General features: G+C 43.4%; 10 protein-coding genes and 1 pseudogene. 6 read left to right on the plus strand and 5 right to left on the minus strand.

Annotated features, from left to right (window positions below; translation table 11 throughout):
- Positions 1 to 349: 349 nt before the first annotated feature.
- The 3 genes and pseudogenes from AC1DPZ_RS12225 to AC1DPZ_RS12235 form a co-directional block, all read right to left on the minus strand.
- Entirely contained in the window at positions 350 to 1,900 is a 1,551-nt protein-coding gene (locus tag AC1DPZ_RS12225) for an Rne/Rng family ribonuclease (protein WP_477403651.1), read from the minus strand.
- Between the two features lie 231 nt (positions 1,901 to 2,131).
- Positions 2,132 to 2,974 (minus strand): tetratricopeptide repeat protein, encoded by an 843-nt coding sequence (locus tag AC1DPZ_RS12230; RefSeq protein WP_477403653.1) that lies wholly within the window; start codon positions 2,972 to 2,974, stop codon positions 2,132 to 2,134.
- Between the two features lie 8 nt (positions 2,975 to 2,982).
- Positions 2,983 to 3,309, minus strand: a pseudogene (locus AC1DPZ_RS12235) (HU family DNA-binding protein); the annotation flags it as partial.
- A gap of 440 nt (positions 3,310 to 3,749) precedes the next feature.
- Between AC1DPZ_RS12235 and mutY the strand changes: the two are divergent.
- The 3 genes from mutY to AC1DPZ_RS12250 all read left to right on the plus strand — a co-directional run bounded on the left by mutY (position 3,750) and on the right by AC1DPZ_RS12250 (position 6,870).
- Positions 3,750 to 4,796, plus strand: a complete 1,047-nt coding sequence (gene mutY / locus AC1DPZ_RS12240) for an A/G-specific adenine glycosylase (RefSeq protein WP_477403655.1) — start codon at positions 3,750 to 3,752, stop codon at positions 4,794 to 4,796.
- 23 nt (positions 4,797 to 4,819) lie between these two features.
- On the plus strand, positions 4,820 to 5,239 hold the full coding sequence (locus AC1DPZ_RS12245; RefSeq protein WP_477403657.1) for a single-stranded DNA-binding protein: 420 nt from the start codon (positions 4,820 to 4,822) through the stop codon (positions 5,237 to 5,239).
- 140 nt (positions 5,240 to 5,379) lie between these two features.
- On the plus strand, positions 5,380 to 6,870 hold the full coding sequence (locus AC1DPZ_RS12250; protein ID WP_477403659.1) for a serine hydrolase: 1,491 nt from the start codon (positions 5,380 to 5,382) through the stop codon (positions 6,868 to 6,870).
- Between the two features lie 113 nt (positions 6,871 to 6,983).
- On the opposite strand, the gene AC1DPZ_RS12255 is transcribed toward AC1DPZ_RS12250, so the two are convergent.
- The gene (locus AC1DPZ_RS12255) at positions 6,984 to 9,167 is read right to left on the minus strand and encodes a S9 family peptidase (RefSeq protein ID WP_477403661.1); all 2,184 of its coding nucleotides are present in this window, start codon (positions 9,165 to 9,167) and stop codon (positions 6,984 to 6,986) included.
- A 105-nt stretch (positions 9,168 to 9,272) separates the two neighbouring features.
- Between AC1DPZ_RS12255 and AC1DPZ_RS12260 the strand changes: the two genes are divergently transcribed.
- Complete coding sequence (locus AC1DPZ_RS12260) at positions 9,273 to 10,802, plus strand: serine hydrolase (RefSeq protein WP_477403663.1); 1,530 nt, start codon at positions 9,273 to 9,275, stop codon at positions 10,800 to 10,802.
- Between the two features lie 96 nt (positions 10,803 to 10,898).
- Here AC1DPZ_RS12260 and AC1DPZ_RS12265 read toward each other — a convergent pair whose 3' ends face one another.
- Positions 10,899 to 11,180, minus strand: coding sequence for a hypothetical protein (locus tag AC1DPZ_RS12265; protein ID WP_477403665.1), 282 nt, complete (start codon positions 11,178 to 11,180; stop codon positions 10,899 to 10,901).
- Positions 11,181 to 11,558: 378 nt separating this feature from the next.
- Between AC1DPZ_RS12265 and AC1DPZ_RS12270 the strand changes: the two genes are divergently transcribed.
- Both AC1DPZ_RS12270 and AC1DPZ_RS12275 read left to right on the plus strand, forming a co-directional pair.
- A complete protein-coding gene (locus tag AC1DPZ_RS12270) occupies positions 11,559 to 13,430 on the plus strand; it encodes a M61 family metallopeptidase (protein WP_477403667.1) in 1,872 nt (623 codons plus the stop codon).
- Positions 13,431 to 13,432: 2 nt separating this feature from the next.
- A partial coding sequence (locus AC1DPZ_RS12275) for a M20/M25/M40 family metallo-hydrolase (RefSeq protein ID WP_477403669.1) occupies positions 13,433 to 14,696 on the plus strand: 1,264 nt, incomplete at its 3' end.

A 14,696-nucleotide genomic window follows, 5' to 3' on the forward strand; every position in this document is an offset into this window, starting at 1 on the left:
ATTTTGCGATAAACCGTCGGCACTGTTAAACCTCGTTAATTTTTGCCCAATATCCTGCCCGCACACTTTGCTGTTTATTACAACAAAAAAAAACAGGATTAACGACAAAGGGGGCTTTTTGTACATTATTAAGAATTATCAACACCTGCATTATACGTTTTTTTTAGTTAAATGTTTAAACTTATTTGGACAGAGATTGTTGGACAAAGGATTATTGGAAAAAAGACAAAGGACCACTGTTCTTGTAAACCAGTATTCCGGAAAATTCTATCATTCCACGTTTCCTTAAACAAAAAATGTGCAGACGTTTCATCAACATCTGCACATCTGATATCTGCACATTCGAAATCTATAATTTGATTTCTTCGTCTTTACTGGAGAAGAAGTGGAACTCGGTGATCTGGTAAGCGGGGTTACTTTTAACCTTAATCCACTGGCCGTATTTCACAAACCACTTCATCTGGCGGGTATAAATACCCTGTTTAATAAAGGCTTCAATATATGGGTGTACGCATAGGGCAATGCCCTTTTCGTTTTGCTCATCCAATATATAATTGAAGTTATTTTCAATGTCGTCCATCAGCAAAATGGTTGGCCTAATGGTACCGGTACCATTACATGTAGGGCACACTTCGCTGGTTACAATGTTCATTTCGGGTCTTACACGCTGGCGTGTAATTTGCACCAATCCAAATTTACTTGGTGGTAAAATGGTGTGCTTGGCCCTGTCCAATGTCATTTCGGTACGCAGGAAATCAAACAGTTCTTTGCGGTTTTGCGGTTTGTGCATATCAATAAAATCGATAACAACAATGCCGCCCATATCGCGCAAACGTAACTGGCGGGCAATTTCTTTAGCCGCTTCTTTGTTTACCTGGTATGCGTTCTCTTCCTGGTTTTCTTTACTGGCTGTACGGTTACCGCTGTTTACGTCAATAACGTGCAAAGCTTCGGTATGTTCAATAACCAGGTAAGCGCCGCCGGCAAGGTTTACGGTTTTGCCAAAGGCTCCTTTAATCTGTTTATCAACGCCAAAATGTTCAAATATAGGCTCTTTATGCTTATGCATGCGCACTATACTTTCCATATCGGGCGAGATCTCATGGATGTATGACCGAATTTCTTCGAACATGCCGTTATCATTTACATAGATATGCTGAAAATCGGGGTTCAATATATCCCTGAGGATAGTTGATGTGCGCCCAATTTCGCCCAGAACCTTTTTAGCCGGTTCGGTTGACGGCAACCTGGTTATAAATGATTCCCACTTTGATATCAGATCAAGCAAATCCTTTTGTAATTCCTCAACGCCTTTACCTTCAGATACCGTCCGGATAATTACACCAAAATGTTTTGGCTTAATACTTTCAACAACCTTACGCAGGCGGTTACGCTCTGTATTGCTTTTTATTTTTTTGGAGATAGAGATGGCTTCCGAAAACGGGACCAGTACTACATATCGCCCTGCGATAGAAAGATCAGAACTTAAACGCGGTCCTTTGGTTGATATTGGTTCTTTGGCTATTTGTACAGGTATAAGCTGGCCCTTTGTCAATATATCAGAGATCTTGCCTCCTTTATTGATATCGGCTTCCAGCTTAAAGCCATCCAAAAGCTTTGACTGATATCCCCCGCTACGTACCTGCTTGGTCAGCTTCAGCAGGCTCTGCACCTGCGGACCAAGATCAAGGTAATGCAAAAAGGCATCCTTCTCGTAGCCTACATCCACAAAGGCGGCATTTAAACTGGGCATAATTTTCTTTATACGCCCAAGGTAAATGTCTCCAACAGTATAATTATTGCTGGTTTGTTCTTTGTGAAGTTCTACAAGTTGTTTGTCCTGTAATAATGCAATGGTAGCCCCATTGGGGGATGAATCGATAATTAATTCTTTTATCAACTGCTACTCCATTTCTTAAAACGGCAAAAACCGTATGTAAATAAGTGGGTAAAAAACACTCGTAATAAAAAGTTACCCACCTTTAATAAAGGCGGGTAAAATCTGCTAACGTATAGCAGCTTATTTCTTTTTATGTCTGTTTTTTCTTAAACGTTTTTTACGTTTGTGGGTAGCCATTTTGTGTCTTTTACGTTTTTTACCGCTCGGCATAGTAATAATTTTTAAATGTGATTAATTCTTTAATTCTTTTATGTATTCATCAATACGTTGCCCAAACACAGGGTCGGGCATCATTTCTTTGCATTTTTGGTAAGCGTCGATAGCTTCCTTTTTCATGCCCAGTTGCTTGTAACTTTCGGCCAGGTAAAATGTTGGCTCCAGTTCGGCTTTTTGGGCAAGTAATGTTTTAAACCTTGTAACCGCTTTTTCGTACTGGCCCGATTTCATGGCGAACATTCCTAAATTGAGGTTTGCATTCCAGTTCTTCGGGTCTTTTTTTACTACTTCAAGCAGTAAGGCTATACCTTGCATAGGGCTGGCAGCGCCATTTACATATGCTATGCCTAATCCTGTTTTGCCTGCAAGGCTTTCAGGCTGTAACTTTAAGGCATTTTGAAAAGCCTCTGCAGCGTTACTTACAAAAGTGGGCTGCAATAAAGTATCCTGGGTAAGTTTGTATGCATCGTTAAAACGATTACCTGCATTTAACCAATCTTCGGCTTTATTTTGCTTACGGGCCAATGCCTGGTAGTAAAATGCTGCCGGTGCAGGCTGGTTATCATCATCCCACTGTTTTGCCAGTTGCTGTTGCAACTTATCGGCATCAGTGCCCGATGCGTTTTTTAATTGCCCTTCAAGGTCGTTTATCTTGGCTGCCAAACCCGCCCCAATCGCGGTTTTGGCCGGTTCTGATACCATATCAACCGTTACTGTGGTGGCCTTGCGGCTGGTAAGTACGTTTGTTTTATCGCTTTTGGCCTCTTTGGGTTTTATTAAACCTTTAACAGGTAAATAATACAAATAGCCCATAACAATAACTATTGCTACACTAACGGCTATTTGTTTTTTATACATATCTTAAATTATTTGCTGGCTTTGTTGCCTGTTTTTACTTTCTCAACAAAAGTTTTTGCTGGTTTAAAGCTTGGCACAAAATGCTCCGGAATAATGATGGCAGTGTTTTTTGAGATGTTACGAGCAGTCTTTTTTGCTCTTTTTTTCACTACAAAACTACCGAATCCTCTGACGTAAACATTTTCGCCACCAACCATTGAGCTTTTAACAACTTTAAAAAATGCCTCAACAGTTTCCTGCACGTCTACTTTCTCAATACCTGTCTTAGATGAGATTTCAGTTATAATTTCTGCCTTAGTCATATCTGATTTACTTTTATTTTTTATATAAATACTTAACTGTTTTGGGGTTGCAAAAGTATCGCTTTAAAATTTAAGAGCGAAATATTTAACATATTTTTTTTACCCAGTACTAAAAACGTACATTCCTGTTACAAAGTATAGGGTAAAGCACCTATTTACAACTAATTAGGAAGGCTGAATTTTGGAGCAGTGAGGAAGGATTTTTGGATGAGAGACATGAGACTTTCTGACGAAGGACTTTCAGACAAAAGACAAAATATTGGGAGATGGCGCATAAAAAGTTTGACAAAGATGGAAACCTTGAAAAAGCATTTTAGTGATGTTTGCTTTTTGGTTAATCAGTGTCTTTTTTTTCTACATCTTTCATCCAAAAATCTTTGCTTTAAAACCCTTTGCTCGAAAGTCCTTCGTCCCAAAGTCCTTTGTCTAAAAATCCGTCCTCCCTGCTTCAAAAATCCATTACTTTTACCCCAATGAACTTTACCGACGAACTGGTGCAATGGTACCTTAAAAATAAACGCGATCTGCCCTGGCGAAACACCACCGATGCTTATACAATTTGGCTTTCTGAAATTATTTTACAACAAACCCGTGTTGAGCAGGGGATGCCTTATTTTAACCGTTTTATCGAAAAATACCCTACTGTAAGCCATTTTGCTGCCGCCCATGAGGATGAAGTGCTTAAACTATGGCAGGGCCTTGGTTATTATTCACGGGGGCGCAATATGCTTAAAACGGCGCGCCTGGTACAGGAGGCGCATAAGGGGATATTCCCGCAAAGCTATGATGAACTTATTAAACTGAAAGGTATTGGCGAATATACAGCCGCAGCAATTGCTTCCTTTTCATCAAACCAGGCCAGGGCTGTTGTTGATGGAAACGTTAACCGGGTACTGGCCCGCTATTTTGGAATCTATGATGCTATCAATTCAACCACCGGCAAAAAAATATTCCAGAACATAGCAAATGATTTGGTTAATACTAAAAACCCGGGGCTGCATAACCAGGCCATGATGGAGTTTGGGGCGATGCTTTGCAAGCCTAAAAATCCGGCCTGCGGTATTTGCCCGGTGCGTACCGGCTGCGTTGCTTTTACCAGCAATGCAACGGCTACCTTACCCGTGAAATTGAAAACGGTTAAAGTTAGAGAACGTTTTTTTAGCTACTTTTTAATTACCGACGGCAACAGCATTTTAATGAATAAAAGAGGTGATAAAGACATCTGGGCCAATATGTACGATTTACCGATGGTTGAAACTGCATCTTTATTACCCGCAGATGAGCTGGTGAAATTACCCGAAGCCGTTGCGATTTTTGGTGACGACATAAACATTATAGAAGACACATCAGTATTAAAACACATCCTTACCCATCAGCGATTATTTGTACGGATGATTAAAACCGATAAAAAGCCTTTAAAAACCGAAACAAACTGGATTTACGTATCAGTTGAAAATTTGCCTGAACTGGCACTTCCCCAAATTATTTTTATATTATTAAAAAACATTTTTAATTTGTAGATTAATTTTCGTTATTTTAGGGCATGTCAGGAATAAATAAAGTTATCCTTGTTGGCCATTTAGGCAAGGATCCGGAGTTGCGAATTTTAGATGGAGGCGTGTCTGTAACCAGCTTTCCGTTAGCTACTTCTGAAAGTTTCAATAAGGATGGCCGCAAAATTGAACAAACCGAATGGCATAATATTGTAATGTGGCGTGGGCTTGCAGATGTGGCTGCCAAATTTTTACAAAAGGGCAAACTGGTTTATATTGAAGGTAAGCTGCGAACCCGGTCGTTCGAGGATAGGGATGGCGTTAAAAAATACACCACCGAGGTAGTTGCCGAAAACTTCACTATACTTGGCCGCAAAAGCGATTTCGATACCGACCTGGTTAAATCTGCAAAAGCAAGCGAATCCTTCAATTATACGGAGAATGGGGAAGACGCAACCAGCAGTTATTAATCATAGTTTTTTAACCAATTATAAATGAATACTCCTTGCGCTTGCAAGGGGTATTTTTTTGCGCCTTACTTGCATATGAAATTTGGATGCGAATTATATTTTATGCCTATATTCATGGCTTAAAACCTTACCATAGTACCATGAAATTTTTAAATGGCTTTCTCTTTGCATGCCTGCTCCCAGCCATATCACAGGCGCAAACTACTCCCGATATTAAAGCGTTTGACAGTTATGTACTACAGGCCGTTACCAATTGGCATGTGCCCGGCCTGGCCATTGCAGTGGTAAAAGATGGGCATGTAATATTTGCCAAAGGTTATGGTGTGCGCGAGCTGAACAAGCCTGGCAAGGTTGATACACAAACCATCTTTGGCATTGCATCCACAACAAAGGCCATGACAGCTGCCTGCGCTGCGATGCTGGTTGATGAGGGCAAGCTGCACTGGGATGATAAGGTTATTGATTACCTGCCCGATTTTCGGCTTTATGATCCTTATGTTACCCGTGAGCTCACCGTTCGCGACCTGTTTTTGCATGACAGCGGTGTAGGTAATACCGATTATTTATGGGGAATCATGGATATATCATCTGACGAAGTTTTGCATCGTATGCGGCTGGTAAAGCCCCAGTACGGCTTTAGGGCAGGCTTTGTTTATCAGAATATATTTTACCTGGCCGCGGGCAAGGTAATTGAAAAAGCCAGTGGCATGCCATGGGAAACCTTTATACAGAAAAGGATCTTTACGCCACTAAAAATGACCCGTACGGTGCCTACTTTTGCAAAATCGAAAGGCATACCAAACCAAACCTCCACGCATGTTAAGGTTGATAGCGCCATTATTGTAGTGGAAAAAGACACTAACAACGCAATTGCCCCGGCAGGGGGCGTATGGTCATGCGTGGATGATATGGCCAAATGGGTAAATTGCATGCTGGATAGCAGCAAATACGGAAATCAGCGCCTGCTGAAGCCCGAAAGCTGGGCTATGCTGCTCAAGCCACAGGCATTTGTATCCGAAAGTGACTTTTACCCCACCGCACGCATTACCAAACCACATTGGGTAACATACGGCATGGGCTGGTTCCAGCAGGATTACCAGGGGCAGAAGATAGATTTTCATACCGGAAGCCTTACCGGGTTGATAGCTATCAATGGGATGATAGTAGATAAGAAGATAGGCGTTTATATACTGGCTAACCTGGATCATGCAGAGCTGCGCCACGCCCTGATGTTTAAAACATTTGATTACTTTTCTTTGGGCGGCAACCGGGATTGGAGCAGGGAATTTCAAACCCTGTATACCGGCATCAGTGCCAAAGGTGAAAAGGCCGAAAAAGATTACGAAGCAAAAAGGGTGATGGGGACACATCCAACGCTGGATATTAAAGCTTATGCGGGCACCTATTCCGATCCGCTTTATGGCTCGGTAGTGATCGCTGTAGCCGGGGAGGTATTATCGTTTAATATAAATCAATTTCTTACCGCCCAGGCCACCTGCTGGAATTACGACACCTTTAGGGGACCGTATGCACGCAAGGAGTATGGTAAGGTTACTGCCAGTTTCAGCATTGATGAGCTTGGTAAAATAAGTACTGTTACGGTGGATGGATTGACGTTTGCCCGGCAGTAGGGTAAGTATTGCCTCCAGGCCGATGGATGAGGATTGTCTAAAAAATATATAAGTAAAACAAAAAATGTCCCTCATATTAACAAGGGACATTTTTATTCATTTAAACCAACAGCCTATCTTCCTCCCGGAGGGCAATGTTCTTTTAAATATTTGGTAAACATGGTACGCAGGTGCAACGTTGTGCCTGGCCCTTCAAAAATACCATGCGTACGGTTGGGGTATGCCATCAGCTCAAACTGGCGGTTGTATTTTACCAGCTCGTTTATCAGCTCTTCGGCATTTTTGTAGTGCACATTGTCATCGCCCGTACCGTGAATGTACAGCAGGTTGCCACGCAGGTTTTTAGCATACGTAACCGGCGAACCTTTAATAAACGCGGCACGGCCTTCGTCGTTAACCGGCACCCCCATGTAGCGCTCCTGGTAAATATTATCATAAGTTAACTGGTCGCCTACTGCCGCAACGGCTATCCCTGTTTTGTAAATTTCCGGAAACTGGAACATCAGGTTAAGGGTTGATGACCCACCGCCGCTCCAGCCGTGTACTGCTATACGGGTTGAATCAACAAAAGGCCATTTCAGGATCTCTTTGGCAGCCATTGCCTGGTCGCGGATGTTGATGATGCCGATGTTTTTGTAAATCGCCTTGCGCCATGCCGTACCCTTTGGAGCAGGTGCACCACGCCCCTCAACTGACATGTATATATACCCGTCATCGGCCATGCTGCCCACATATAAGCCATTGCGGCCCGCACCCCAGGTATCGGTAACAGTTTGCCCGGCAGGCTCGCCATAAACGGTAAATACAACCGGGTATTTTTTATTAGGATCGAAATTGGTTGGTTTCATCATCCAGCCATCCATCTCGATGCCATCAGCCGTTTTTACCTTGAAAAATTCGGGTTTGTTTTTGGCATCTTTGTTCAGCACAATCATATTGCCGCCAATATGTTTATGGTTGGGCAGGCTTACCACCTCGCTAACAGGCTGGGTATAGCTGTTGCTAAAATTGTGCAAAGCAACCTTTCCGTTTGGCGAAATATCATAACCATGCGTTCCCGGTTCATCGGCAGGCGAAACGCGTTCGGCTTTACCGCCGGCTATCTTTATGCGGTATAAATATTTCTGGGTAGCATTATCCGGCGAAGCCATAAAATAGATATAGCCACCGGCCTCATCAATCAAACTCACAGTTATTACGTCATAGTCCCCTTTGGTGATCAGGGTTTCTTTACCTTCGCGGCTAACGCGGTAAATATGTTTCCAGCCATCTTTTTCGCTCACCCACAAAAAGTCTTTGCCTTTGTTTATCCACTCCCAGCCAATCGGGTCGCCATTGTTCCAGCGTTCCTTGCCATCAATCCATGAATTACTTTTTTCTTCACGGACGATGCGGGTTTTTACGTTTGATACATTGCCGATAAACACACGGCTCTCGGTTTGGGCCCGGTTCAACTGCTCCAGGATAATTTCGTTCGGGTTTAAGCTCCACTCCATACGGGGGATGTAATGCTGTACGGCATCGCCGGGGATATCTATCCATTTGGKTGCAGCCGTGCTGATATCAACCACGCCAATTTTTGCCGAGCTTGGGTCTTCGCCTGCAACAGGGTACTCTACCGGTACCACAAATGGGTATATAGAATCTGTGGTGTTCAGCATTAGATAACTTTTAATTTTGGTCGCGTCTATTTTCCAGTAAGCTATGTTGCGGCTATCCGGCGACCAGCGAAACCCATCGCGGCAGCCAAACTCTTCTTCATACGCCCAATCAAAAGTACCATTGATTACATGGGTACTGCCATCGGTTGTTAATTGCTTAACATTGCCGCCGGCCAAATCCTCTACATAAATATTATGCCCGCTTACATAAGCCGCCTTGCTGCCATCCGGCGAAAGCTTGGCAAACATCAGCGATGATTCGGGCAGGCTTTTACCAAGCTGCCAAAGTTTTTGTGTACCGGTATCAAAAACCCAGTAATCGCCCCGGGTATCATAACGCCATACTTTTTTTGTATTGGTGTTGATGAGCACTTTTTTACCATCATCAGATACGGTAAATCTTTTTATGCCGATTGGCTTGCCTCCGTTAGGTGTAAGCATGGCGTTGCTTATCCAAATTGTTTTTTTACTGGTATCACGGGTATCATAAACGGCTATTTCGCCGCCTGTAATTTTATAATACTGGTAGCCATTGTTTGCCCAATGGGTAAGCGCGCGTTGTGCCTTAACCCAACTGCTGCTAAAAACGAACAAAACGATCAACAGGAATAACGATCCTGAACGGTAAAATCTCATATAATTATACTTTGAATGATGTGTGCGGCATTATTTTGAGAATAAGCAATGCCGCCGTAAATTTTGCGTTAATTTAGTACATTAACAAAGTATAAAAACTGTGTAATGAAAAAAATACTTCTACCTGTCATCTTTTGCATTTCGTTTATAAACATTTCCCTGGCACAACATGCCAACAGAAGCAAATTTATTAAGGATAGCCTTGATCTGTATATAAGCCGGGCGCTAACCAACTGGCGCATTCCGGGTGTTGCGGTTTGCATTGTTAAGGATAACAAAATAGTACTCATGAAAGGCTATGGCATCAAAGAGCTTGGCCTGCCCAATAATGTTGATATAAATACGCTGTTCATGATAGGCAGCAACACCAAAGCTTTCACGGCTACCGCCCTGGCCATGCTGCAGGCCAATGGCAAGCTTTCATTGGATGATAAGGTAACCAAATATATACCCGAGTTTAAACTTGATAATAAACCGGCCGGTGAGGAGGCAATAGTGCGCGATCTATTGTGCCACCGCCTGGGTTTACGAACCTTCCAGGGCGATTTTACTTTTTACAACACTAACCTTACCCGCGATGAGGTTATTAAAAAATTAGGACAAATTAAGGCGCCCTATGCCTTTCGTACCAAATGGGGATATACCAATGCGGCATTTTTAACCGCCGGGCAAATCATCCCGAAGGTAACCGGCAAACCCTGGGAAGTGTACCTCAAAGAAAATATTTTTGCCCCGCTGGGCATGAGCAACACCCTTGCCTTAACGGCAGATTTGCCCAAATCATTAAACCGCACGGTACCGCATTCGCTTACCGATGGCCGCCTTACTGCCATACCTTATTGCCAGATAGATGGGCTTGCACCCGCGGGGGGCATCAGTTCATCGGTAAATGATATGAGCAAATGGGTAATGGCTTTGCTAAATGACGGCAAAGTTGGCAACAGGCAAGTGATCCCATCGGCGGCGATACAAGCCACCAGGCAGCCGCAGGATATTGTTAGCAGTGTTCATCATTTAAATGGCGAAGATAACTTTGAGCTCTATGGCTTGGGTTGGTTCATCCAGGACTACTCGGGTCACCGCCTGGTGATGCATGATGGAGGCGTAAACGGTTACCTATCCTCGGTAACACTATCGCCAAAGGATAATTTGGGTATCATCATACTAACCAATACCGATCAGAACCTGTTTTTTGAGGCTTTGCGCTGGGAAATTCTTGATGCCTATTTTGGGCAGGGTTACCGTAATTATAGTGATGCTTACTTAAGAGACTTTAAAACCAGGGCGGCCGATGCCCAGGCAACAGACAAGAAGTTACGCGATTCGGTATTGTTAAATCTTCGCCCATCATTATCTGCAGGAGATTATACCGGCAAATACACCAACAGCCTTTATGGTACAATGACAGTTACGCAGGGCGAAAACAATGACCTGGAGATGCGTTTTGAACACCATCCAAAAATGTTCGCCAAACTGCAGCCATTAGGAGGCAACCGTTTTTACGTTACTTTTTCGGATGTTACTTTGGGTAAAGCTGTTTTCCCGTTTACTGTACAAAACGGCAAGGTAACAGGGGTAAGGGTTAAAGTAGCCGATTTTGTAGAGTATAACCCTTATGATTTTAAAAAGGAGTGAACTGGTGAGTAGTGAGTGGTGAACAGTGAGTGGTTAAAATGTGGGCTATTTGAAGCATAAACCAACTTAATCAACCATTCACCCAATTAATCAACGCTAAAACTTCAGATTTGCTTTTAGCCACAATTGTACATCCTCCTGGGTAATAACTTCTGGCGGCAATTTATCGTGAATGAGCTTTTCCATTTTATTGCCGGTATTGGCAAAACGGTAATCCCATAATATCATTAGTTTATTTATTAAATACACAATTTCGTTACCCTCATCCTTAGCAAAAGGAGTTGCATCCGGTTTACCGTTCACGCGTGGGTCATTTGTGGTATAGCTTGTCCACTTGTAATCGGAATAATGTAAGTTTCTTCTTGAAAAAAGGATCATGAGATTAAAGAATTTCTTTAAAGGTACGCATAATTAGCCCGGTATTCTGTTAAAGCCGTTTTTATGTGGATTGATAACGTCAATATGTGATTAACAAAAAGTTATGTGATGTGTTTATTATATTTGTGATGAGATGCAACTTTCAACAAAAGATATAAACCTGTCACGGAGTTGGATGAAGGACAAAAGATGAAGGACAAAGGATACACCTTCGTCTAATTGATCCGTCAGATAATCTAAACAAGCTTTTCGTGAAAACTTTCTTGGTTTGTCAGTATTAGGGTCGTCTGAAAGGACAAAACAAATAAATCCGAAATCAATAAGATATAATACATTTCCCCGATTAGTTGTATTTTCAGCCCTGTTAACCAGGATTACATGAAAAGATCATTTCTACTCGCCTTTGCTACCTTGTTTGCTACCGCAGTCAGCGCACAGCAGGATGCACCAAAAGCCATTTATTATTCCATATCGTTCCCCAACGCTGCCCACCACGAGGCCGAGGTAACCATAACCATTCCGCAAGCGCCGGATAAGATGCTGTTGCGCATGAGCCGTTCATCAGCCGGACGCTATGCCACACATGAGTTTGGTAAAAATATTTATAACGTAAAAGCCACCGATGTAGAGGGTAAAGCACTTGAACTTAAGCAGCTGGAAGGTGATCTGTACGAAATAGAAGAACACCCGGCAACCGTAAAAATAAGCTATACCCTGTTTGGCAACTGGACAGACGGAACCTACGCCAGTATTGATCCCAGCCACGCCCACCTCAATATGCCAGCCACTTTTATGTGGGTGGTAGGCCAGGAGAAAAGACGTGTAACTTTCCAGTTTAACGACCTGGAAAAATACGGATGGCATGTTGCCACCCAGCTTAAACACGAAGGCAGCAACGTTTACAGCGCGCCCAACCTGCAATACATGATGGATTGCCCTACCGAGCTATCAGATCATAAAGTCAGCAGCTGGGATGTGGTGAACACCGATAATAAAAAACTGAAGATAAACCTGACCGTCCACTCCGACGACAATCAGCAGGTGATTGATAACTTCGGTAAAATGGTGGCTAAGATGGTATTGGAAGAAAAAGCTGCTTTTGGCGAACTGCCTGCCTATGATTATGGCGAGTACACTTTCATCAGCGATATTTACCCAACCACATCGGGTGATGGTATGGAACACCGCAATTCTACCTGTATCACTATCCCCGCACCAAAGGTTGAAGGGTTGGAGAAAAGATTATTAGGTGTATACGCCCACGAATACTTCCACAGCTGGAATGTAAAGCGCATCCGCCCAAAATCATTGGAGCCATTTAATTTTGAGCATGCCAACATGAGCAGTGAGCTTTGGTTTGCCGAAGGGTTTACGCAATATTATGGCGAACTGCTGCTGGTACGCTCGGGTTTTGTTGATCTTGATGATTATACGGGTACTTTGGCTGGCTTAATCAACCAAATACTCAATACTCCTGCTGTCGCTAAATATCCGGCTACGCAAATGAGCCGCTACTCGGTATTTGCTGATGCAGGGGTATCTATCGACCCAAACAATAATGCCAACGATTTTACAAGCTATTATACCTACGGCGGCGCTATAGCTCTCGCCCTTGATTTACGCCTGCGCAGTGATTTTAATATGACGCTGGATGATTATATGCGCCAGGTTTGGCTAACCCGCGGTAAAGTTATGAAACCCTACACCGTGCCGGATTTGCAAACCGACCTTGCTAAGGTAACCAACAACCCTAAATTCGCGGCCGATTTTTTTAAGAAATATATTACGGGCATCGAAAAAAACAATTACGAAGAATTGCTGGCTAAAGCCGGTTTGGCATTGCGCAAGGCAGAGTCCGGTAAGGGATGGGCAGGTTCGTTGGCAACCACTGCCGGTCGTGGCCGATCGGGGCAGGCACGCGCCGCCAATGCCGAGGGTTTACCTATATTATCGAGCACCATAATCGGATCGCCGGTTTACAAGGCAGGGCTTGATGCAGGTGATGTTATTTTAAAAGTTAACGGTGTTGATATTAAAGATCAGAAAGGGTTTGACGATCAGCTAAGCGGGAAAAAACCGGGAGATAAGCTTACCGTAAATTATAAAAACCGCACCGGGAGCCATGAAGCAACCATTGTATTAGAAGAAAACCCTAATTTTGAAGTAGTACCTTTCGAAAAAGCAGGTAAACAACTATCAAAAGAGCAGGAAACCTTCCGTAACAATTGGTTACAATCAAAAGTCAAATAGCGATGAAAAAAACCTTATTAGCAGCAGCTTTATTAGCTGTATCAACCTGCGGCTTTGCGCAGGACGTAAATAAACTGATCGGCCAGGATGATGTTGCCCGCATCATTAAAACCTTATCCGCCGATGATATGCAGGGCAGGGCCACCTTTACTCCGGGCGTTGAAAAAGCAGCTAAATTTATTGAGGGCGAATATACCCAGGCCGGTTTAGTGCCATTAAAAGGCAACAGCGGTTTCAGGCAAAATTTTACCATGGTACGCACCACCCCTGTTAAGCTCACGGTGAGCATAAATGGCAAAAGCATAGTGGCCGACAGCGCGTTTGCCACAGGCGGCGAATCATTTAGCTGGGCAACCAGCCCGGATGTGCAGGTGGTACAGGTAACTGCAGATAAAAATTTCAGGCAGGAATATGGCGCTATCGCTCGCAGTGGTAAAAAAACGCTGGTGCTGGTTGATCCTAAGTTTAAAGATCTGTTTAAACGTGTGCGCGGGGTTAGCGGCAGGGGTAGCGTTACCTTCAAAGGTAAAAAAAACACTCCTATTGTATTTGTGCTGGGCAGGTTTGATGCCGTAACAGCGTTTGATGTAAGCTTCGAAGCCAAAAGTGAAGAGTTGCCTTTATTTAACGTTGCCGGCATGATTCCCGGTAAAACCAAGCCGGATGAATATGTAGTGTTCTCGGGCCATTATGATCACCTGGGCATCATAAAACCGATGGAAGGTGATAGCATTGCCAATGGCGCCGATGATGATGCCTCGGGCACAACGGCTGTACTATCATTAGCCAAATACTACAAAAAACTAAATAGCAATGCCCGTACGCTTATTTTTGTGGCCTTTACCGCCGAAGAGATCGGCGAATACGGCTCACAGTATTTTGCAACCCAGGTTGAACCTGATAAAGTGACGGCGATGTTTAACATCGAAATGATAGGCAAAGCCTCAAAATTTGGTACAAACTCGGCATTCATTACCGGCTTTGAACGGTCGGATTTCGGCAAGATCCTGCAAAAAAACCTGGAAGGAACTACCTTTAAGTTTTACCCTGATCCGTACCCCGAGCAAAACCTGTTTTATCGCAGCGACAATGCCTCACTGGCCGAAGTAGGTGTGCCGGCGCATACCATTTCAACAGATCAGATAGATATTGATAAGCTTTACCATACCGTAAAAGATGAGTTCAGTTCGTTGGATGTAAACAATATCACGTCAACCATAAGGGCAATTGCTTTAAGCTCGCGCAGCATAGTTGCAGGTACAGATA

The organism is Mucilaginibacter sp. P4_G9, from assembly GCF_056400985.1.

Coding starts and splice junctions, on each gene's coding strand:
- AC1DPZ_RS12230 (WP_477403653.1), bottom strand. CDS start 2,974: ATGTATAAAAAACAAATAGCCGTTAGTGTAGCAATAGTTATTGTTATG.
- mutY (WP_477403655.1), top strand. CDS start 3,750: ATGAACTTTACCGACGAACTGGTGCAATGGTACCTTAAAAATAAACGC.
- AC1DPZ_RS12245 (WP_477403657.1), top strand. CDS start 4,820: ATGTCAGGAATAAATAAAGTTATCCTTGTTGGCCATTTAGGCAAGGAT.
- AC1DPZ_RS12250 (WP_477403659.1), top strand. CDS start 5,380: ATGAAATTTTTAAATGGCTTTCTCTTTGCATGCCTGCTCCCAGCCATA.
- AC1DPZ_RS12260 (WP_477403663.1), top strand. CDS start 9,273: ATGAAAAAAATACTTCTACCTGTCATCTTTTGCATTTCGTTTATAAAC.
- AC1DPZ_RS12265 (WP_477403665.1), bottom strand. CDS start 11,180: ATGATCCTTTTTTCAAGAAGAAACTTACATTATTCCGATTACAAGTGG.
- AC1DPZ_RS12270 (WP_477403667.1), top strand. CDS start 11,559: ATGAAAAGATCATTTCTACTCGCCTTTGCTACCTTGTTTGCTACCGCA.